Source organism: Brevibacillus borstelensis (assembly GCF_036700025.1).
Taxonomy (GTDB): Bacteria; Bacillota; Bacilli; order Brevibacillales; family Brevibacillaceae; genus Brevibacillus; species Brevibacillus borstelensis.
The window spans coordinates 465250-485526 of sequence record NZ_CP144922.1 but is presented as its reverse complement, the minus strand read 5'-3'; the positions used below and the strand labels follow the sequence as shown (position 1 = coordinate 485526).

General features: G+C 52.8%; 12 protein-coding genes. 4 read left to right on the top strand and 8 right to left on the bottom strand.

Annotated features, from left to right (window positions below):
- Nucleotides 1-12 precede the first annotated feature (12 nt).
- Complete coding sequence (locus tag V5G20_RS02350; protein WP_031932511.1) at nucleotides 13-3402, bottom strand: tubulin-like doman-containing protein; 3390 nt, start codon at nucleotides 3400-3402, stop codon at nucleotides 13-15.
- A gap of 12 nt (nucleotides 3403-3414) precedes the next feature.
- Nucleotides 3415-5199, bottom strand: coding sequence for a vWA domain-containing protein (locus tag V5G20_RS02345; RefSeq protein WP_122958303.1), 1785 nt, complete (start codon nucleotides 5197-5199; stop codon nucleotides 3415-3417).
- Between the two features lie 355 nt (nucleotides 5200-5554).
- Between V5G20_RS02345 and V5G20_RS02340 the strand changes: the two genes are divergently transcribed.
- Both V5G20_RS02340 and V5G20_RS02335 read left to right on the top strand, forming a co-directional pair.
- Nucleotides 5555-6496: a hypothetical protein gene (locus tag V5G20_RS02340; RefSeq protein ID WP_338463132.1), complete on the top strand. Its 942-nt coding sequence runs from the start codon at nucleotides 5555-5557 to the stop codon at nucleotides 6494-6496.
- A 14-nt stretch (nucleotides 6497-6510) separates the two neighbouring features.
- The gene (locus V5G20_RS02335; protein ID WP_338463131.1) at nucleotides 6511-8370 is read left to right on the top strand and encodes an SH3 domain-containing protein; all 1860 of its coding nucleotides are present in this window, start codon (nucleotides 6511-6513) and stop codon (nucleotides 8368-8370) included.
- A gap of 430 nt (nucleotides 8371-8800) precedes the next feature.
- Here the strand turns inward: V5G20_RS02335 and recQ are convergent, their stop codons facing one another.
- The 4 genes from recQ to V5G20_RS02315 form a co-directional block, all read right to left on the bottom strand.
- On the bottom strand, nucleotides 8801-10591 hold the full coding sequence (recQ, locus tag V5G20_RS02330; RefSeq protein ID WP_024983003.1) for a DNA helicase RecQ: 1791 nt from the start codon (nucleotides 10589-10591) through the stop codon (nucleotides 8801-8803).
- A 229-nt stretch (nucleotides 10592-10820) separates the two neighbouring features.
- On the bottom strand, nucleotides 10821-11501 hold the full coding sequence (locus V5G20_RS02325; RefSeq protein ID WP_003388655.1) for an MgtC/SapB family protein: 681 nt from the start codon (nucleotides 11499-11501) through the stop codon (nucleotides 10821-10823).
- A gap of 205 nt (nucleotides 11502-11706) precedes the next feature.
- A complete protein-coding gene (locus V5G20_RS02320) occupies nucleotides 11707-13059 on the bottom strand; it encodes an MATE family efflux transporter (RefSeq protein WP_024983004.1) in 1353 nt (450 codons plus the stop codon).
- A 159-nt stretch (nucleotides 13060-13218) separates the two neighbouring features.
- On the bottom strand, nucleotides 13219-14910 hold the full coding sequence (locus tag V5G20_RS02315; protein WP_003388657.1) for a methyl-accepting chemotaxis protein: 1692 nt from the start codon (nucleotides 14908-14910) through the stop codon (nucleotides 13219-13221).
- 454 nt (nucleotides 14911-15364) lie between these two features.
- Here V5G20_RS02315 and V5G20_RS02310 point away from each other — a divergent pair, with 454 nt between their 5' ends.
- Nucleotides 15365-16735 (top strand): helix-turn-helix domain-containing protein, encoded by a 1371-nt coding sequence (locus tag V5G20_RS02310; protein ID WP_003388658.1) that lies wholly within the window; start codon nucleotides 15365-15367, stop codon nucleotides 16733-16735.
- A 376-nt stretch (nucleotides 16736-17111) separates the two neighbouring features.
- Complete coding sequence (locus tag V5G20_RS02305; RefSeq protein WP_122958019.1) at nucleotides 17112-17249, top strand: aspartyl-phosphate phosphatase Spo0E family protein; 138 nt, start codon at nucleotides 17112-17114, stop codon at nucleotides 17247-17249.
- Between the two features lie 212 nt (nucleotides 17250-17461).
- Here V5G20_RS02305 and V5G20_RS02300 read toward each other — a convergent pair whose 3' ends face one another.
- Both V5G20_RS02300 and V5G20_RS02295 read right to left on the bottom strand, forming a co-directional pair.
- Complete coding sequence (locus V5G20_RS02300; RefSeq protein WP_024983007.1) at nucleotides 17462-19177, bottom strand: adenine deaminase; 1716 nt, start codon at nucleotides 19175-19177, stop codon at nucleotides 17462-17464.
- 25 nt (nucleotides 19178-19202) lie between these two features.
- Nucleotides 19203-20264: an ATP-binding cassette domain-containing protein gene (locus V5G20_RS02295; RefSeq protein ID WP_039070751.1), complete on the bottom strand. Its 1062-nt coding sequence runs from the start codon at nucleotides 20262-20264 to the stop codon at nucleotides 19203-19205.
- Between the last annotated feature and the right edge of the window lie 13 nt (nucleotides 20265-20277).

The window sequence follows — 20277 nt, the reverse complement described above, 5'->3', positions numbered from 1 at the left end:
CCTCATGTCCGGCTATTGCAGTGTTTTGCGCATGTCGTTTACTTTTGCCCACACTTTTTTGTAAAAATCGTAGAGCTCCTCGCCATTGACGTACTCATCCCGGTCGTATTCCAGATCGTTCTTCACTTCCTGGAAGGTGGCGGCGATCTCATCCAGCTTGCCGATCAGGGCCTGCGTATCCTCGGAGAGCGTCATGGCGTCGCTTCGCTTGCTCGCCTTCCGCTGCAGGCTGGTCAGGCGTTTCGGCTCCAGACTGCGGAGCTGCTCGTAGATCGCGTACTCCACGTGCTTGTTCACCTTCATCAGATTGACGAAAGGCTCCCACGCCTCTTCTTCCTCGTCCTTGTCGTAGACGTACAAGGCTCCCTTTTTGCAGATCGTGCTGGTGTACATCGCTTCGATGAACAGGTTGAGCAGCTCTTCTTCGCCCTGCATCGCGCTGACGATGCTCTCCAGCTCGCCGATTTTCCCCTCGATCTCTTCGTATTTGCGGACTTCCTCCTGCATCAGGCGGATCAATTCCGGGTAGCGGATGAAGTTTTCCTTCGCCATCTCTTCATTGGTGCTGCCGAAGATGTCTTTGGTGTACTCTTTCTCCAGTCCGTCCTTCATAAAGCCTTTCAGCTCGGCCAGGCAGCGCTTGATCTCGCCCGGGCTTGCCTTTTTGGCTTCCCCGTCCATTCCGCAGCCGGCGAGGAATGCTTTCAGCTCAAACGGCTTCGTGATGACGCACTCGTATCGGCTGCTTGTTTGGCTGCCCGTTCCCTTTTCGCGGATGCAGCCGTAGCGCACTGCATGGTCGAACAACTGCCGCACTCGCGCGTTGTACTCCCGCACGCGATTGTTGACGTAGACGTCTCCCCAGGATTTTTCCGGAATCGGGGACGGGAGGTAGGTCCAGTTGTTTTTCTCCGTCTGTACGAGGTGGCGGCCGATGCCCTCTTTTTCCAGAATGGTGCGCTCGTAGCTTTCCTCGTACACCTTCAGCGGCGTGTAGACAAACAGCGGAATCCCGTTCTTCGTGTTGAGCCAGAAAATCCGGTTTTTGACCTCGCTTTCCTTCACCGTAAAGCGGGAGCCGCTGATCGAGGTGTTCTGGTAGTTCTTGATCCCTTTCAGGATGCCTGGAGCCTTCACCGGCACCGACACGAAGCCCCAGGACGGGAAGTGCAGGTTGCCCAGATTGTTGCTCAGGTGGAACACCGGGATCGCCTCTTCATCCAGCTTGCCGGCAATCTTGCGCTCGACGATGCGGTCCAGCGTCTCGTCCTGGCCGTACTTGATCACGAGGAAGTCTTCCATCGACTTGGTGATCAGGTCGCCGAACTTCTCCGACAAAAACTCGCTGATCGCGCTGACGATGTCCAGCTCCTGCTCCTTCACCCACTGGTCGGAGCGCTTCAAAAGCTCGCTGGTGAAGTCGCGGATCAAATCCTCCGCCTCTTTCTCCTCCATGATCTTGTTGATCACCTTGGCGATGTCGGGAACGCCGACAACATTCCAGTAGTACGTTTTGTTGCCGGTGCGGTCGACCTCTTCGCTGCCGTTGATCAGGATGTCGCCGTTCTTTTCGAAAATTTGGTTCAGCGTGTTGAGAATTTCCGTAAACACGTTGTAAATCCGGTTGTTCTCGTCGTTGAGCAGGCGGTACAGCTCTTCGTAGAACTCGATCATTTGCTCGAGCTTTTCCTGGTCGGCCAGAAGCTGGTATTCGTTGATCTTTGCTTCGATGTAGGCGTTCTTTTTCTTTTCCTTGGAGATAAAGGCGCTGCGGGCGTCGCCCAGCTTTTCGTTGGCGTTTTCGCGGGCGCCCTCGATCTCGCGCGGATAGCTTTCCAGATTTGCCTTCAGTGTCTCAATGTAAGACTGGATCATTTTCAAAAGGCAGTAGCCTTTGTCCGAATGGATCAGCCGGGATGCGTAAAACGGTCCTTGCTGCGGGTGCAGAAAGACGCGGGTGATCATTTCGCCAAAGGTGGCGGTCAGCTCTCCTGGAAGCTGCTTCTTGCTCTTGATGTACTCCTCGCGTGCTTTGGCCAGATAGCCCTGCTCCAGCTCGTGGTCGATGCTGACGACCTGCTGGCTGATCACGTTGCTGTAGTTCAGCCGTTCGCTGTTTTCATAGCCGGGCAGCGGATCGGGCACGCGCTCCTCGAACTTGCGGGAAATGGAGTCGACGTCAATGCCCAGCTTGCGCGCAAACTTCTCGGCGTCCTCCTGAGTCGGAGCGACCGCAAACATGTTCTCCATTTTCTTGAACAAGCGGTACGCCAGATAAGTCGTCATTTCTTCGATCGGCAGCACGGCCGAGGATGCGCCGATGACGTTGTACTGGTAGTTGGCGGCATAAGCCTTTGGCATCTGGTTGATGTTGGTGCGGATGTTGCTGATATAGTCGTGAATGGCGAATTCCTCGCCAGACCGTTTTTCCTCGCTGGCCATGAAGTTGGTGATGTTCTCCGCCGTCACGTTCATGCAGTAGTCGTAGGCGTTTTCCAGCGCCTTGCCTTCCAGGTTGGTGGCGGAAATCAGATGGCACAGGTTAAACGGCGGCATTGGCGACTGGACGGTCAGCACATTGCCGTACTGCTGGCGGAAGCGCTCATTCCGCTCGTCCGCGTTCATCCAGTAATCCAGCTCTTTCAAGGCGGCGTAGCCGTTCTTCATGATGTAGTCGCGGGTGTGCGAGCTGAGGCTCTTGTTGGACAGGTTGACGTCCGGCGTGAACAGATAGCCGAGCGTGTTGACCTTGTCGACGCCCGCGCTGCCGAAGTCTCGCTCCATAATTCCGCGAACGATATAGGCGATGTCGAGGAAGCAGCCGCTGCCTGTTCCGCCGGAAATACCGGTCAAAAGAAAAACCATCAGCTTTTTGTTGGTGCCTTCGGACAGCATTTTGATCTTTTTCTCGATCGTCTGCACGACCTGCGTGATCTTGGTAAACAGAAGCAGGCGGCCAGCCTGACGGACGCCGGACGCGCCGCTGATCCCGTCGGTGATCGTCAGCTCGGGCGAGAGCCAGTCTGTGATGTACGGCTCCAGAATGCTCCTGTTTTGCAGGACGCCGCCGATCTCCGGATTGGACAGCAGGACGAATTCCGTGACCGGATCGAGGCCGATGCCCTTGTACTTCTTGTTGCGGTCGTGCTCGTTTGTCTCAAACGCGATGAACTCGATATTGTCCGGCTTTTCCTTCCGCTTCTTGGAGAGCGGGTCTACCGGCAGCTTGAAGCGGCGGTTTACCTGGTATTTCAGGCGGAGCAGCGCGTCGATCCCCGTCCCGCCGATCCCGATGACGAGCATCGGGTTGTCGATGGTATCGACACGAATCTTGTCGCTGACAATTCCTCCGCCAAGCGATACGTCCAACTGTTGGATATGTTCTCTCACTACTGCTTTCATCTTCGATCACTCCTACACGATGTAATCTACATAAACGGACTTGTTCACGCTTGTCAGTGATATTTTGATGCGGTCGTTCTTTTTCAGCTCTTTGCCCTTGCTGGCATCGAGGACGCGTCCTGCCTTCTCGATCCGGCAGCCGGAGCGGTTCTCAATCAGCAGCGTATCGTTTTTGCCCGGCAGGAAAACCACCTTCTCGGTCTCCTGGAACTCCGGTGCGAGCTGCAAGAGCTGGTGGAGCTTGACCTTTCCTTTAAATGCACTCAGTTTTTTGTACTGCGGGCTCGACTTCTCGCCCGTATCCTCATCGACAATCTCAATGGCGACCTGGCCCGTAAAGCCTTTGTTCGCCTTTTTCCAGGCAGACAGCAGATAGATCGCTCCGGCAGCCACGAGTATCAATCCGACAGCCCCCACGATCACCGCCGTCCACGGAAATGGGCTTGACTCCTCTGTATGTGAAGACGCTGGCGGCTGCGGACTCGTTGCTTTTCCTCCACCCTGCGACGCATCTACGGTAACCGGCTTCGTTTCCCGGTAAAAGCTGGTCTCCTCCGCCCTTACCTTGATCTCGTACCGGCTTGCGGCCGGGATGGTGTAGCTGCCTTCAAACCCGCTGCCGGTGTTCGTCAGATCGATCTCGCTGGTCTGCTTGCTGCTCATATCCTGGACGATCAGCTTGGCCTTCATTTTTTTGTAAAGCTCAGGGCTGACCGGCTGGCCGTTGGTCGACAGCGCCGCCTTGATCGGAATCACATCGCCCGCCTTGTACGTCTTGGACGGGAGCGGCTCCATCTCCAGCCCCACGTCGTAGTTGAAGATCAGATTGACGTTGATTTTGTCCCGGTCGGCACCCTTTACTTGCAGCTTCCATTCCCCTTGGGCAGGCTGCACGAGCTTGAGCAGCGAATACGTGCGGGAGCGGGAGAGCAGGATGTCATTGGACGGAATCGTCAATTCTTTTCCTGTGGGGTCGAATAGCTTCAGCTCGACCGCTTTCCCGGACGTGATCGAGATGTTTGCCTCCAGCACGCTTCCATTCGGAATGGAAATAGGTACCTCCTGGAACTGTCCGTTGGAGGTGAAGTTTTGGACCGGAACGACTTTTACCTTCGCGTGTTTGGCAAAAATTTCGCTTAGTATTTGCGGCAGACTGTCTGCTGTGCTCGTTTCAAAAAACGCGCCGCCTGTCTCCGCGGAAATTTGCTGCAGCGGAGCACGGTTCAGCTTGCCGTCCGCATTCAGCCCGATCGTATAGATGGGATAGCCTTTGTCCTTTGCGGTCTTGACCGCCGCCGCCAGCTCCTGGTCGGATTTTTGCTGTGTACGGCTGCTGGCCTTGTTCAAATAGTTGTTGCCGTCGGCCAGCAGCACGATGATCGGAGAGTGGGCCTGGTCGTGCCCGTCCTCCAAAATTTTTACCGCTTCGCCCACTCCGACCGCGATATCGGTATACGCCCCTTTTTGCAGGCTGTCGATAAATGCCTTGATATCCTTTTTGTCCTGCTCGGAATTGACATTGACCAGCGCCTTTTCCCGCTCGATCTTGTCCGTGTAGGCAACGACCCCGATCTTGTTCCCCTGGGCCGAGGTCATATCCACGAACATTTTCATCGCTTCCAGGCTGACGCCGTTTTTGTCGCTTTCCGACATGGAGTTGCTGACGTCCACCACCAGCACGGCGTCCATTTTGTCTGTGCCCGCTTGCGCAAAGCCCGTGGTTCCTCCCGAGGTCACCAGTCCCAGCAGAAGCCACAGACACAGGATGTATCGAAAGAGTGCTGTCATACGTATCATCTGTTAGAACCTCCGCTTATGTAGATTTTTGTCGAATTCATAGACCGAACGAATTTGGAAGTATTGCAAATGAAGCAATATTATGACAAGATTACCACTATATTCTACACTAACTTGGATGAAAAAGAATCCTTCGGCCTATATAACGTTATACGGGCTACTTCATTTTTTGTTACATAACTCGACAAACCAAGTTGGGAGAATGATAGAATGCTTACCTATTATATCCTTGCCGTGATCCTGCTGGTTTTGGCAGCGCGATACGTCGTGCTCCTTTTGCACAAACGAAAAAACCTGTCTGAAGCGGAAGTCGACCAACATCTGCTTACCTTGTTGAATGACGAGAGGGAACCCTATGAAAAAAAAGCTGGGCGTCCAGTTCAGGAAAAGCAAGAAAACCACACACGCCTTTGAGCGCTTGAAGTACTGCAAGCACTGCGAATCGTACACCGTGCTGGAGCACGGGGAGTGCGATGTCTGCGGCAGAAAAAACAGCTTCCTTTCTCTGCGTCAGCTCTCGCACATCCTGAGCCGCCGCCATTTTCAGAAGCAGCTGCTGATCCTGGGCCTCCTGATCTGTCTGGCCATCCTGAGCGCAGACACGCTTTGGCAGCTCGCAGCCGCAACCGTTGGCGGAGTCGTATCCCTGCTGTTGTATGCGCTTCTTCAGAAAAAATATTCCATTTACGAAAAAACAAACCACTTTATGAAGTTGATCAGCAAGGAACACGGCAAAATCAAGAGCGGTCTGACCCGGAATCTGGTCGAAGTGAACGAGGACGTCGAAGCGGAGCGTTTCAAGGACGCCTACGAAAAGATCAGGGAGGTCGGCTGTCTGTTTCACTCCGATGCCGTCAAGGTGTGCAAAATCATGCTCCTCAATCGCTTCGTCCTGCGCAAGGACATGGAGCTTGAGCTGGAGACGCTGATTCCGTCTACGTATGACAGAGATTTCATCGAGTATCTCGGCGAGGTCCTCAAGGTGCAGCCGTGGCTGTTGAAGAAGTCCGTCATCGACTACGTCATCCGCTACAAGGGGAACATCTTCCTTGAAGAAAACGGCACGCGTGTGATCGGACAGGTGGCGGGCGCCGCGCTGCGGATGAAATCCTATGTCGTCATGTACCAGGATTTCATTTCCGAGTCGCTGGAGTACATCCCTCGGGAGCGCCTGCTGCGTCTGGCCAAGCTGCTCAAGGCGAATCCGGACGAGAATTGGGGCAGTCTGCGCGAAGCCGCCTCCAGCCTGATCGAAACGCGCTATTCATTTGATCCCGACTTTAAAGGTGTGCTGTGAAGGAGTTTGGTGGCATGTTTGTCTCTTCCTATCGAAAGTCGCTCTGGGTCCGCAATGCCCTCCTGGTTCTTTTCATCATCGCCGCGGTCGGGGTCGTCTGGAAAATCGGGTTTAGCCTGTACAAAGTCAGCCTGTATGAAAAGGCGCGGGGCTACTATGAGGAAAACAATCTGCTCCTCGCGGAAGAGACGTTCTCCAAAGCCAATGGCATCACCTCCATCCAGTACGGAGATGAAGCTTGGAGCCGGTCGTTGTCGGGACTGACCACGATCAGGCTGGAGCTGGAATCGCTTGCCCGTCAGGCAGATGCTGCCATAAAGGAACGGGATGACGCGCGGATGCTTGCGATATACGACGGTTACCATGGCATGAAAAGCAAATATGTGAAGCAGCAGGAGCCTCAGACTGTCTCCTTTTTCAAGGCAATATCCAACCGTCTTTCGCTGGAATCGAATATAAACAGCTACTTTTTGCAAGCCATGGAGCTGGCAAAGGGCGCACTGGAGAACAATCTAGTGCAGAAGCGTTACCGCAACGAGGAGTTTATCGCCTCGCTCGCCGCCATCCCCGACGAATACTACGGCGGTACGGACAAAAAAAAGCGGGAGTTGACCCGCTTGTTCCGCTCCTATGATGAAGCGAAGTTTGCTCATTTGACCGCTGCCGGCAGCTTTCCCGAAGTGACGGCAAGCGCGGCGAACAGCTTGCGTGCCTACAAGCAGGCAAGCATCCAGGCAGATTGGCTGGTCGCACTTCTGGAACGGTACGCAAAGGAGGAAATACGCTCGGCCATCCGTCAGGACGATTTGCCTGCCTTCATTGCGCTGGCCAAGGCATATCGAGAGATCCGGGACGTGCTTCCTTCCCGCTCCGAAGCCCTCGACCAGATCGACCGTTACATCAGCAGCAAGCTTCGTCAGGCGGAGCGCTATGTCGACGCTCGTCAATACGAGAAAGCGATCGAGCTGTATCGGGAGCTGAATGCGCTCGAAGACACCTCCACTCTGATCGCTGAGGCGGAAAGCCGCTGGGTGGACAATGAGCCCGTACGGCTCTTGAGGGAAAAATACCCGGACAAGGCCTATCGGTTCGTCATGTCTGGAGAAAGCCTCTGGGGTTCGCAGGTTTACGCAGTCGGACTCACTGAAGACGATGATCCGCAGCTTTACCTCGCGGCCAAAATGCCGGATGGGAATGTGCTGTATCTGGAGAAATCGGTTGGCTCGGGCGTTGCGCCATCCAAGCTGAGCCTGTCCGAAGCGCTTGGCGAAAAGGAAGCCCCGCTTATCTTTTTGGAGGCCCAAGGGAAGGAGCGCACCTACCTTTACACAGGGTTCGCCCCAGACTTGTTCAGCTCGCGACTTGCCAAAGTCTTTGAAATCGAAGGAGAAGGCTTTGCCGCAGAAAACCCGGAGCTGATCATCGTTGACAACCCGACAGGCGAAGGGGAAGGCCAGATTGCCTTTTTCAAGCTGGAAGAAAAGGGCCTCGTGTACGAAGGCAAGAAGGATGATTACCTGTCGGAGACGGCGGAAGGCGAGGACAATGCATCGGGGGAAACCGGAGACGATGCTCAGGATGAGTCGCGGCAAGATACACCTCAAGATTCCCGGCACGACCCGCAAAATCAGGGCCGGGGAGACAGAACGCCGACGCCCGGCAAAACATCAGACGGCTCTCCGGCCGCCGAAGAAGCCCCGCCCGATATCGCAAATGCCGGAAATGCGATCAAGATGTACGCAGGTCCTGGCGAACAGTATGAGCAGGTCGGCCAGATTCCCGCGAACGGGTCGGTCACGATTCTCACGGAAGCGGATGGCTGGTACCAGGTGTCGTTTGAAGGGAAAAAAGGGTGGATCAACACGGTTCCGTAGGGACGCCTTCTTGCTTGGCATGGAAGAACGCAGAGATTATTCTGCGTTCTTTTTTTGCTCGGTCGCTTGGCTCCGGCCCTATCGGCATATTTCCCCTTATCGCTTGATCTGTCCCTCCATCCTTTAATTTATAGTGGTACCGGCTTCCCTGTTCTTTACAAAGTTTGCGTGCTCTTGCTCTGTCAAATATGGCTTAACTCGCTCTGCGATTAGTACTGGACACCCGGGGTTTTGGAAAAGCCGGAATGCCTGGAGGCGGCACGGTTTGCTCCGGCTCACTGCGCTAAAAAACAAAAAACTACCGTTTGCACGGCAGTTTTTTATCCTGTAATTGAAAGATCAGTATGAAACGATGTTTAACACTGTTTCTTACTGAAGTTTCATAGTCAAAATATCCTTATAGCCGTCAATCCCGCCTGTTGCGAATAAATTATTGCGAACCTACTCCCGCCTTTGCTTGCGCATAATCCTGCAGACAATCCAAAAAAGCCTGGCCGTACTTCTCAAACTTGGCCGCCCCAACCCCTTTCACGGTCAGCATCGTCTCTCTATCAGTCGGACAAAGCTGGCTCAGCTCCTTTAAGGTGCTGTCGTGGAAAATGACATACGGCGGCACGCCTTCCTTCTGCGAGATTTCTTTGCGAAGCTGTCGCAGGCGCTCGAACAGCTCGTCGTCCTCCTCACGCTTGACCGGACGGATGAGCACCTTTTGCCACACCTGCTCTTCCCCTCTGAGCACAGGCAGTGCCCTGTCGCCCAGGGCGAGGGTCGGGTACTTGCTTTCCGTCACGCGCAGGTAGCCCTCGGCGATAAACAGCTCGATCAGGTCGACGATCTGCTTTTCCGTGTAATCGCTCATCAGGCCGTAGGTCGGCAGCTTTTCAAAGCCGAATTGCAGCACCTTTTTGTTGCGGGAGCCCTTCAGTACCTGGGCGACGAGTGAAGCCCCGAAACGCTCGCGCATCCGCTTGACGCAGGAAAAGACCTTCTGGGCCTCCAGCGTGACGTCGGCCAGCTCAGCGTCATTGGTGCAGTTGCCGCATTTGCCGCACTCCGGCGCCGAGTGGTCGCCGAAGTACCTTACGATGTACTGCTGCAGGCAGCGCGGCGTCCGGCAGTAATCGATCATGGCGTACAGCTTTTTGTATTCGTGCTCTTTTCTCTCTTCCCCGAGCGGATTCTGCTCGATGAAGAACATCTGCGTCTGGATATCCTGCGAATGAAAGAGCAGGATGCATTCGCTCGGCTCTCCGTCCCGTCCGGCGCGGCCCGCCTCCTGGTAGTAGGCCTCCAGGTTTTTCGGCATGCTGTAGTGAATGACGTACCGGACATTGGACTTGTCGATGCCCATGCCAAATGCGTTGGTGGCGATCATGACCTTGGCGTCGTCGAAGAGAAACGCATCCTGATTGCGGGCCCTTTCCGCCTCGGACAGACCGGCGTGGTACCTGGTGACGGAAAAACCCCGCCCATCGAGGAACTCGTACAGCGCATCGACGTCTTTGCGCGTAGATGCGTAGACGATCCCGGATTGCTGCCGGTTTGCCTCCAGGTAATCGAGGATAAACCGGCGCCTGTCTTCCCCCTTTCGCACGGAAAGGTGGAGGTTGTCCCGGCCAAACCCGCTGATGTAGACGCGCTCATCCTGCAGCGTGAGCAGTCTTTTGATGTCCTCGGTGACCTCGGGCGTAGCCGTAGCCGTCAGGGCAGCGACTACAGGCCGGACGGGCAGCGCTTGGATGAAGCGGGAAATCGCGAGATAGCTCGGGCGAAAATCATGCCCCCATTGGGAGACGCAATGCGCCTCATCGACCGCTACCATGGAGATCGGCAGCTCGCTTGCAAGGGATAAAAAGCTCTCCGTTTCCAAACGCTCCGGGGCTACGTACAGCAGCCTGTACGTCCCTTCCCGGGCTTTTCTCATCCTGTCCCGCACCTCAGAGGAATCCAGCGTGCTGTTGATCTCCGCAGCCGCGATCCCCATGCTGACCAGCGCGTCCACCTGGTCCTTCATCAAAGAAATCAACGGGGAAATGACAATCGTGACTCCGTCAAACAAAAGGGCCGGCACCTGATAACAGATCGACTTTCCGCCCCCGGTCGGCATGATGCCCAAAGTGTCGTGGCCGGAAAGAAGACTCGCGACAATCGTTTTTTGTCCTTCGCGAAAGGCAGTGTATCCAAAATAGTTTTGCAAGACTTCTTCAGCTTGGTGCAACAAAGAGAATTCACCTTCTCTTCTGAGTTTTTATCCTGTTATTTCTATTAGTGTATAGAAAGTGTTTGAGACAAAACAAGAGAAGGTCGGAACTTCCAGAAAAAAAAAGCACCGCATAGGGTGCTTAAAAATGTTCTGCTCGCTCCATCTCGTTTGGGGAGCCGCGCCGTTTTTTAAAAGTCCACTTTTTTCTCTACTTCGTGCTTTCCACTTTAACTTCGTGCTTTCCACTTTACTCCCTGCTTTCCACTTCTACCGACACAATATGGTCGACTTCTTTCAGGGAGCGGTAAATATCTGTCGTGTACGTATCATCCTCGGCAGAAATCACCATTTCGAGCTTTTGGTGGCCCTGCTCCACATCCTTGACCTTTACCCGCTTCACACTCATGTTCATACGCTTGATTTGTTTGAAAATCGTATCGAGGTCTCCTTCCCCCTCAACGATGATCTTGACGGCCAGATCCCTTTGCCGCAACGTGCTCGGGCCTACCCATTTCAAGATGAGCGGAAACAGATTAATCGCCAAAATGATCAGGATCGTGGCCGAAACGGCTTCAAAGTAAAAGCCCGAGCCAACTGCGATCCCAAGGGCAGAGGCTGCCCATACCATGGACGCTGTCGTGAGGCCGGAGATCACATCGTTGCTTCTCCGCAGAATCACCCCCGCGCCCAAGAAACCGACCCCGCTGACGATTTGTGCAGCCAAGCGCATCGGGTCCATATTGGTGTGTCCGGGCAAGGAGAATCGGTGAACGGATTCGATCGACACAATCGTGATCAGACAACTGGCTACCGAGATAACCATGCTGGTTTTTACCCCCAGAGGCTTGTGCTTGAGCTGTCTGTCCACACCGATCAGCAGGCCTAAAAACATGGCGATGCCCAGTTTCACCAAAAAATCATAAGCCATCATCATTCTCCTCCTCTCTATGTCAATGTAAGGTTTTCTAACATGAAAAGCCTTGTAGAAAGTATAAACGTTTTTTCGTAAAAATTGGAGAAAAATTTCGGGACATCTTCCTTCCCTATTGTAAACGCGCCCCGGTTTCTTCATACAAAAAGCGGAACGCCTTGTAGAAGGCATCCCGCCGAAGCGAAAATCGGTATGAAGCTCGCTAGGTTCCTCTGATTTTCTGCTTCTGCAATGACAGGAGACGGCCAAACAGGAAGATCGCTCCCGCCGCCAGGCCTGTAATGAGTCCGATCCAGTATCCGAAGGCTCCCAGCGACGTCAGCTGGGCCAGCGCAAACCCGAGCGGCAGACCAATTACCCAATACGATACAAGGGCCACGATAAACGTCACCGTCACATCCTTGTACCCCCTGAGCACTCCCTGAATCGGTGCGGCTACCGCATCGGACAGCAAGAAGAGGATGGAATACATCAGGAAATGCTGGGCCAGCTCCAGAACGCTCGGGTCATTGGTGTAGAACCCTGCCACTTGTTCACTGAAGAAATAGAGGCCTACAGCGAACAGCGAGGCCATTCCCACGGCTGTAGTGATGCCCATGTAGCTGTACTGACGCGCATCCCGAAACCGCTCTGCCCCCACTTCAAAACCGACCACAATCGTCAGTGCCATGGAGATGCTGAGCGGCACCATATAAATGAAGGAGGCAAAGTTCATCGCTGCCTGGTGGGCGGCAATGGTGATCGTGCTGTATTCGCTCATCAAAAGCGTAACGGCGGCGAAAATGCTGACCTCGAAGAAGATAGAAAACCCGATCGGAACGCCGAGCTTGAGAAGCTCCTTCCAGGCAGCCATCGAGACGCGGTAAAACTTGCTGAACATGCCGTATTCCACAAACGGTTCTACCCGGTGCACCACGTACAGACTGATCAAGACGATGATCCAGTAAGTAATGGCCGAGGCCAATCCGGCACCGATACCGCCCAGCCGCGGAAAACCGAAGTAACCGAAAATCATGACGTAGTTGAGCGCGACGTTGATCGGCAGCGACATCAGTGTAATGACCATGGTCACTCTGGTCATGCCCAGTGCATCTATATAGCATCTGAGAACGGTATAGACAAACAAAGGAATAATGCCAAACGAGATTGCCACAAGATAGTAGTAGGCAATATGGCGAACTTCCGTCTCCAGACTCATCCCGTCCAGTATGGGACCGAGCAGCAGCGCGCCGAGTATGACGACCCCAATCGCGATGACAACAGACAAATACAGCGCCTGCATGACGGTAAACGGCACTTGATCCTTTCGCATCGCTCCCGCCATCTGCGCCACCATCGGCGTGACGGCCAGCAAAATTCCTGTCAGACCGGCCTGTACAGGCGTCCACAGGCTGGAGCCGATCGCAACCCCCGCGAGGTCAACCGGGCTTGCCTTTCCGGACATGACCGTATCAAAAAACGTCATGCTGAACAAAGCCAGCTGCGTAACCAGAATCGGCAGCAGCACTACGAAAAGCTGACGGAGTTTTTCCTGAAACGTATTCGTTTGTTGCATGGTTGTCTAACATCCTTGTAGTACAGATTTTTAAAACGTACTGACTGTTATTATAGAGACATCTGTAAGGAATAGTAAAGAAAAGAAGTGCACGCCAGCTCCCGGCTGATAAAAAAGGTGCACCGCTTGGGGGCACCTTTTTTATCATACATTTATTTCCTATAAAGCAAATTTTTGCATTGTCCTTTTCAGCTCATCGGCCAACTGATGCAAGGACGCCGTGGAAGCGGCAATCTCCTCATTTGTCGCCAATTGCTCCTGAGAGGAGCTGGCTACGCTTTGGGCTTGAGACGACGCTTCGACTGCCAGATTCAGCACTTCTTTTACGGCCTCGTCCACTTGCTCCGAGCTGGCGGAAAGCTGCTCCGCAGAGCTGGATACCTCGTGGATTTCTTCGTACACCTTTTGAATGGAGCGTTGGATGCGCTCAAAGGACTCTCCCGCGACATTGGCGACAAGTGTACCGTCTTCTACGACCCGGGCTACCTTTTGCATCTGCTGGACGGCTTGTTCCGTGCTGGCCTGAATGTTGCTGATCAGCATGGCGATCTGTTCCGCCGACTGCTTGGAGTCCTCGGCCAGCTTGCGTACCTCATCGGCTACAACCGCAAATCCTTTTCCATGCTCGCCTGCGCGGGCCGCCTCAATCGCTGCGTTCAGCGCCAACAGATTGGTCTGCGTCGAGATCGCCGTGATCACCTCGACGATTTGCCCGACTTCCTTGGACTGCTCACCCAGTTCTTTGACGATTTCTGCCGTCTGAGCCACACTCGAATCGATCAGCTTCATCTGGTTGACTACGTTCTCGACGGAGCTGCTGCCTTCGACGGCCTGCTCCGAAGCTTCTTGGGACGAGACCGATACGAAGTTGGACGACTCGGCAATCCGTCTGATCCCCTCCGCCATTTCGGAGATCGATTGGCTGCTCGTCTGCGCCCCGATCGCTTGACGCTCGGCACCGGTCGCCATCTCCTGCATGGCGCTCGCTACCTGGTTGGCCACTTGAGCGGTTTGCTCCGAGCTCATCAGCAAGTCATTGGAGGAGGAAGCGATTTTATCGCTGGAGTCACTGACAACGCTGATGACTTCCCGCAGGCTTTTCGCCATCTTCCCTACGGACTGGCTCAGTTGAGCAACCTCGTCTTTTCCGCTAATAGACAAATCCGGTACGCGAAGGTTGCCGGATGCGATGAGATCGGCTGTCTCCGTTACGACCGATAGAGGTTTTACCTTCCGATACAAATAGAGAATCGTTCCTATCGAGTTGAGGGCCATAATGACCACCAGGGCAATCGTTACCCACATGAACAAATACATTTGATTGGTCATGCTGTCCGCCAGATCCGTGGCCCATGCATCCAGCTCCTGCTGGAATTCCTCCAGCTTCTCGATGACCATTTGCTTCTTTTGTTTGTATTCTTCACCGAACGAAACCTTGAGTGCCAGCTCATACTCTCCGGCTTCTGTCAGCTGGAATATCCTTTTTTCAAGCCCGACCAAAACATCGGAGCTTTGCTTGGCTTGTTCTACCTTGTCCACCAGGTATTCCGGAACGTGCATTTCCGTCATTCGTTCGAGGACTCTTTCCCGAGTCTTGGCCTCGTTAACCTCCCGCCAGTAGTTATCATAATTTTCTTTATCGCGGGATTGGACGTAGTTCCTGAGTTCATTGGTCAAGTATTCGCTGGAGTCGAGCAATTCGTCACCGAGCTGCTTTGCTTCCATTTGCATTTCGACTGCCCGATCCTGTTTTTGAATCGATTCGGCCAGCATATACAGGCTGCCTATGGTCAGAACAGAAAACAACAGGAAAAAAACAATGGCCACCTTTATGGCTTTGGCTATCTTCACAGCGGTTTCACTCTCTCTTTCTGTAGTTGGTTCCGTATAGCTGCACTCCTATCTTTTGCTTCCACCTCTTCTTTCCCACTGATGGTTTACCCGTTTACTTACTCCTATTGGAAGGTAGAGCGAAAACATGACTTTCCCCTCAGCGAAACGATCGTCTTACTCCTGTTAAAAAATAGACCCAATTTATGAGTACGTAGACTTATCGCCTGATGGCAAGCCCTTCAATAATTCCAGAGCTTTTACCCTATTGAAATTTTTTCCATGTAAGTAAAAAGGCTTGCTTCACCAATATATACCAAAGTATCGCTTGCTGCCTAACACTTTTTTTGCAGCTTAAATTTTTACCTTTTTATGGGTAGTGTGTTAATATAAAGGATATTAGAAAATTGAGATTTTCCATACCGGAGCGAGGGGACCTAGTATCTGTCCATTGGGGAGTAGGGGGTATTTTCTCATGAGGCTGCAAGAGACATTGAAACGGTCGTTGCGGTCAGAAATCGAAAAAAACTTAAAGGAAAATGGCTATACACTAAGTAAATTCAGTGAATTGACCGGTATTAACCCTGGAAGTTTGAGCGAAATTTTAAACGGCAATCCGCCGCGTGCTTTAACGATATGCCATCTCGACAAGATGGCTGAGGCTTTTGGTTACCCTCCTGGATGGTTGTACGAATTGTATCCAGAAGAATGTTTGGGCGAAGGGAAAATTTCACGGCCGCGCTTGATTCCGTATCTGGTTCGTTGTGCGGAGATCGGCAGACAAGATTGTATCGATGCTGCCGTTTCCCGGCTGCTGGATAACCCTAAGAACATTTCGATTCTATTTACCGTAGCAGAGCAGCTATTTGAGAGTGGAAAACGGAGAGAATCCGTTCCTTTTTACGAGTTCGTCATCGATAACGAGAAGGACAGCTACTCAAATCAGTTTGTCATCAGCCAATATCGACTGTTCCGAGCGGTGGAAGGAACGAACTCTGAGGAAGATTTTAAAGCTGTCATTCGTTTTGAGCCTTATCGCAAGCGGTTAGCTGAAGATTACCAGTTGGATGCTCTCCTGCATTTAGCAAATGTATGTTACACCCTACGAAGGTGGAAAGATGTTGAGAAGTACGCTGACGAACTAAGGGAGCTGGCAATGATCGTCTATGAGGACGAGCTTCGCCGACGAAAAAACAACAGGCCCAGCGAATTGCCAAAAACGGAACGCCCTTTGATTGTTTACTATGGACAAGGTTTTCTGTTAAAAGCGGTAGCATTAAAAAATATGGGAAGGTACGAGGAATCGAAGCATTATACGAACGGCTATGCCGATTTGAGCTGGTTCGAGCTTCTTGATGAAGAAGCTGAAGCAGAGGTTGAAAAACTGCGATTATGGGCATTGGCTAATTCGTACACCTTGTCCATGAGTACAGGAAGTATAGAAGTGCTGCCCGATTATTTGGATTTCCTGTCTGAACATCCAAGTGAGGTGCTTCCTGGTCTGGTAACGATCATGAAATCTGCGAATGAGTTCGGCTTTCCCGTTGAATCTGTGTTGGAGCGGTTTTCAGAAGACATAAAACGTTTTGAAGAGTACCAAGATGCTGTTGATAAAATTCTCCATCTTCACTTTCTGTACCAATTAGTGGTATACTTGTTTAAAAAAGGCGATTACTCCACAGGCCTGGACGAAACCTTACGTTGCCTTGTTTTGTCCGATGCATCCAAAGACTTCGACTATTTCAAACGATGCATTGGGTTGTTTTGGACACATCTTCAGCACGCATCGGACAAGCAAAAGAAAACATTTCAAACCCTTGTAGACGAAAGGAGCAGGAAGGTATGAAGAGCTTTATTTTGTCGGTATGTTTGGTATTGGGGTTAGGGATCGGCATCAATGGAGTATCTGGAGAAGTCACCATAAAAAAACCTCCAACAGTAATCCAATACGATCATGGGGTAGGAAAATAAAAGCATCCAAATCGGATGCTTTTTTCTTTTATACAATTTTTGTCAGTCCCTCATTTTTCGCATAACAGATTATATTTAAAATAATTGTTCTTACAAAAAAAGGGGGTATTGGTATAGCTGTAGCTGCAAGCAAGAGAGCGTACACAAGCAGTACATTTGAACCCCATTCAGATAAGTATATATTCAGGGTGATCGAGCCAAAAGAGAAGGGGTTCCTGGAAGAAGATAAAGAGTTAATAGAGGTCACAGAAATGCTGCGAAGGCAATTGGTCGAACTGGCTTGCGAAAAGGGATTTTCACATAGGGAAGTAATAGAGCTGAGCCAGCGCCTGGACAAGTATATTGTCCAGTTGCAAAGCAGAATGAATGTGAAGAAATCGATAAACTGAGATCGAGCAGCAGTATACACCTTCCTGTCGGAACCGGGCGCAATCTGAGCGCTGCCGGTTCTTTTTTTGTCCAAATCAAGGAACTGGAACGAGCTGGCCAGTTGTTTTATATAAAGAAGGAAAGCTGGTCATGAAAAAACGGCCCTGTCTTCTATACAGCGGCCGTTTTTTGTTATACCGTTTATATTCGTTCTCGTTCCGTATTGACAATCTTACTGGACCAGCAGCGGAACAACCTTGCCCTGGTTTACATCGATCAATCCGAGGTCCGTAAGCTTGAGGGCCGGACTGACCGGCAAGGAATGCGTGCTGATGGACATGATCGGGTTGTAGTGTCGATAGCCGAGCGACAGCATCGCTTTGCGCAGCTCCTCCACTTCTTTGGCCGTCTTCTCCAGCGGTTCCTCGGTCAAAATCCCGCCTACAGGCAAATGCAGATTGGCCAGCACCTCTCCGTTGTCGACCACACAGAAGCCGCCCTGGTTGCGGATGACTTGATTGGCTGCCATCACCATGTCTTGCGGATTGTGCCCAACTACGAGCAAATTGTGATTGTCGTGGGAGTAGGTAGTGGCCACAGCTCCCCGCTTGATGGTGTCGCCGCCGATCAGGCCGTAGCCCCGGTTGCCGTTCCTGCCGTAGCGCTCGAATACGGCGATCAGACCGTAGCCGCTCTCCTGCCAGCAGAGCTCTCCCCCGCGGATGTCGACCGGGGCGTGATGCTCCTCGGTGAAGGTGGAGCCGTCTTTTACCAGCATGACCCGGGCGGTGTATCGTCCATCGGCCGCATCCGCATCCATGCGCACCTTGAAGTCTTCCTCGGTGAGTGGCGAAAGCTGCACACTTTGATAAAAATGGGCCGGGAACTGATTGGGCACTACCTGTTGGCGATATGCTTCATTTTTGTCGTATACCTTTTTCCCATTCTTGTAGACCTCATCAATCGCCAGCTCGCGCAGATCGGACAGCAGCATGAAATCGGCTACCTTGTTTGGCGCAATGGCTCCGCGGTCGAGCAGCTTCATCCTTCTCGCCGGGGTATACGTGGCGGCATAGATCGCCTTCTCCGGCTCCATCCCCATCTGGATCGCCTTTTTGACGATGTGGTTAAGATGTCCGCGATGGTAGAGCGAATCAGTCATCACATCGTCCGTGACGAAGCAAAACAGCTCGGATACGTCGTTTGTGACGAGGTAGCTCATTACTTCCTCCGTCATCGACTTTTCCTGAATCTCGATGAACATGCCCGCTGCCATTCTGGCCTCCATCCCCTCCAATGTCTGGTGGGTGTGATCGGAATCCACACCGGCGAAAATGACGCGGTGCAGGTCGAGATCGAGCAGCTTCGGACAGTGGCCTTCGATGACGAGATCCGGGTAATGGCTGCGGATATGCTCCAGAATGCGATTGGTCTTGCAATCCGGATCGGTGATCACGTCGACGTAGTTCATGATTTCGCCGAGGCAAATAATCCGCTCGGAACGAAGCAGCTCGTCGATGTCCTCGATCTCCACAGCCCCTCCGGTCGTCTCCATCGATGTCGCCGGCACCGAGCTGGGGATCGCGTAAAACATATCGACGATACAGTTCTGACTTGCCCGGATCATCTCCCGGATGCCAGAGATGCCAAACACATTGGCCATCTCATGCGGCTCGGGAACGATCGTCGTCACTCCGTTTTGAATCAGCCCAAACGAAAAGGTCTCCGGCGTCACCATCGTGCTCTCAATATGCAGATGGATATCGACCAAGCCGGGAATCATGTAGCGCCCTTTTGCGTCGATCACTTCCCTGGCTTCAAAGCTTTCCGCGCCGCGCTGCCCGATATAGAGAAACCGTCCGTCCAGAACGGCGACATTGCCTTTCGTGAACCGTTTGAAATAACTGTTGTATACGTTTGCCTGCAAGATGAGCAGATCAACCTGCATGGATACCCCTCCTGTCTGCTGACGATTAGTCGACCAAAACCAGCTTTTCTTTGGGAAACATCAGATAGACCGGCTGGCCTGCTTTATAAGGGGAATCCATTTCCTGATTGACCGTAAAATCGCCCAGGTCGGTCTCCACGACATACTGATAGCTTCTGCCCAAAAACGTGCTTACTTTCACCTTGCCCTTCAACACATTTCGTACCGAATCGGCCGGTTCTTCCGCGCTGACCACCAGGTCGTCCGGACGGATCGCCCCTTTTTTCCCGGAATGGTTGGCTGTACCCAGATTTTTGGCAGCCCGGAACGTATGGCTGCCTGCAGTCAAATGGATCTCCCCGTCCTGCTCCGTTCTTTCGCCAAAGTCGATGAAGTTGTTGAAGCCGATGAACCGGGCGACGAACTCCGTCCGCGGATACTTGAAAATAGTCGCCGGATCGTCAAGCTGTTCGATAATCCCCTTGTTCATGATCGCCACCTGGTCGGAGATGGAGAAGCACTCCTCCTGGTCATGGGACACATAAACCGTCGTAATGCCCAGCTCCTGCTGGATGCGGCGGATTTCCACCCGCATGTTTACCCGCAGATTGGCGTCCAGATTGCTCAGCGGCTCGTCAAACAGGAGCAGATCGGGCTGTATGACCAGTGCGCGGGCAATCGCCACACGCTGCCTTTGCCCCCCGGAAAGCTCCTTGGGGAAGCGCTTTTCAAAACCGTTCAGGCTGACAACATCGAGAATGTGGCGGACGCGCTGGTCGATTTCGGCTTGATTGACCTTTCGCAGCCGAAGTCCAAACGCGACATTGTCAAACACGGACAGGTGCGGAAACAGCGCGTAGCTCTGGAAGACAAAGCCGAAGTTGCGCTTGTTTACCGGCACACGGGTATAATCCTTGCCGTCGAACAGGAATCGTCCCGCTTTGGCCTCCAGGAACCCGGCGATCAGCCGCAGTGTCGTCGTTTTCCCGCAGCCGCTCGGACCAAGGAGTGAAATGAGCTGGCCCTTTTCGATATTCAAACTGAAATTGTCCAGGATGTTCTGATTTTCATAGGCGACCGATACGTTTTCCAGCGTGAGCAATGCCATGAATTGATGCCTC

Bases quoted from the DNA above. Each gene is read 5' to 3' on its own strand.
- V5G20_RS02340 (WP_338463132.1), top strand. From the start codon at position 5,555: ATGAAAAAAAAGCTGGGCGTCCAGTTCAGGAAAAGCAAGAAAACCACA.
- V5G20_RS02305 (WP_122958019.1), top strand. From the start codon at position 17,112: ATGCTGCGAAGGCAATTGGTCGAACTGGCTTGCGAAAAGGGATTTTCA.
- V5G20_RS02350 (WP_031932511.1), bottom strand. From the start codon at position 3,402: ATGAAAGCAGTAGTGAGAGAACATATCCAACAGTTGGACGTATCGCTT.
- V5G20_RS02310 (WP_003388658.1), top strand. From the start codon at position 15,365: ATGAGGCTGCAAGAGACATTGAAACGGTCGTTGCGGTCAGAAATCGAA.
- V5G20_RS02345 (WP_122958303.1), bottom strand. From the start codon at position 5,199: ATGATACGTATGACAGCACTCTTTCGATACATCCTGTGTCTGTGGCTT.
- V5G20_RS02320 (WP_024983004.1), bottom strand. From the start codon at position 13,059: ATGCAACAAACGAATACGTTTCAGGAAAAACTCCGTCAGCTTTTCGTA.
- V5G20_RS02325 (WP_003388655.1), bottom strand. From the start codon at position 11,501: ATGGCTTATGATTTTTTGGTGAAACTGGGCATCGCCATGTTTTTAGGC.
- V5G20_RS02295 (WP_039070751.1), bottom strand. From the start codon at position 20,264: ATGGCATTGCTCACGCTGGAAAACGTATCGGTCGCCTATGAAAATCAG.
- V5G20_RS02300 (WP_024983007.1), bottom strand. From the start codon at position 19,177: ATGCAGGTTGATCTGCTCATCTTGCAGGCAAACGTATACAACAGTTAT.
- V5G20_RS02335 (WP_338463131.1), top strand. From the start codon at position 6,511: ATGTTTGTCTCTTCCTATCGAAAGTCGCTCTGGGTCCGCAATGCCCTC.